Source organism: Rhodobacter sp. NSM (assembly GCF_052244495.1).
GTDB lineage: Bacteria > Pseudomonadota > Alphaproteobacteria > Rhodobacterales > Rhodobacteraceae > Cereibacter_A.
This window is the reverse complement of sequence record NZ_JBQPXH010000055.1, coordinates 1-1090: the sequence shown is the minus strand read 5'-3', so window position 1 is coordinate 1090 and position 1090 is coordinate 1. Positions and strand designations below refer to the sequence as shown.

Sequence of the window (1090 nt, the reverse complement as noted above, 5' to 3'; positions counted from 1 at the left end):
CCGCGCCTATGTCGAGCCCTTCGTCGGCATGGGCGGGATCTTCCTCCGCCGCCGCTTCCGGCCGCGCCTCGAGGTGATGAACGACCGCAACGGCGAGATCATCAACCTCTTCCGGATCCTGCAGCGGCATTACCCCCAGCTCCTCGAGATCATGCGCTTCCAGATCTGCAGCCGGCGCGAGTTCGACCGGCTGCGCCTCACCGATCCCGCCACGCTCACCGACCTCGAGCGCGCCGCGCGGTTCCTCTACCTCCAGCGCCTCAGCTTCGGCGGCAAGCTCGACGGGGTCTTCGGCGTCTCGGCCGGGCACGGGCCGCGCTTCTCGCTCGCTCGCCTCGAGCCGGTGCTCGACGCTGCCCACGAGCGGCTCGATGGCGTGGTCTTCGAGAGCCTCGACTGGGCCGACCTGATCCCGCGCTACGACACGGCCGAGACGCTCTTCTATCTCGACCCGCCCTACTTCGGCGGCGAGAGCGACTATGGCCGCGGGATCTTCGACCGGGCGCAGTTCGCGCGGATCGCCGAGATCCTCGGCAGCCTCAAGGGCGCCTTCCTCCTGTCGATCAATGACACGCCGGAGATCCGGGCGCTCTTCGGCCGGTTCCACCTCGAGCCGGTGCGGCTGACCTACTCGGTCTCCGCTTCGGGCAGCACGGAGGCGCAGGAGCTCCTCGTCTCGAACCGCGAGCGGGTCGCGACCCTCATCTGAAAAACCCCACCAGTCCGACCACCCATGCCCCGCCCTCGAGCGGGGCTTTTGCATATGGAGAAAGACGTGACGACATCCGACATCCAGCGGCTCCTCTCGGCCGCGGGGCTCTACCGCGGCGCCATCGACGGCGATGCGGGGCCGCTGACCCAGGCGGCCGCTCTGGCCGCGCTCGAGGGAGAGGCGGCGCCCTGGCGCGCCTGGCCCTCCCGCCGACAGCGCATCGCGGCCGGCCAGTCGGTGCTGGCGCGGCTGGGCCATGCGCCGGGCCGGATCGATGGTCTCCTCGGGCCCAACACCCGCGAGGCGCTGACCGCCTGGGCGTCCGGACCGGCGCGGGCCGCAGTCGAGCGGGTGCCGCTGCCGGGCCACGCGGTGGCC

Annotated in this window: 1 protein-coding gene and 1 pseudogene; both read left to right on the top strand. The window is 71.5% G+C overall.

Annotated elements, in window-relative coordinates; all coding sequences use genetic code 11:
• On the top strand, positions 1–709 hold a 709-nt coding region (locus ACTVZP_RS22235), incomplete at its 5' end, for a DNA adenine methylase (RefSeq protein ID WP_443214303.1).
• 54 nt (positions 710–763) lie between these two features.
• Positions 764–1090, top strand: a pseudogene (locus ACTVZP_RS22230) (peptidoglycan-binding domain-containing protein); the annotation flags it as partial.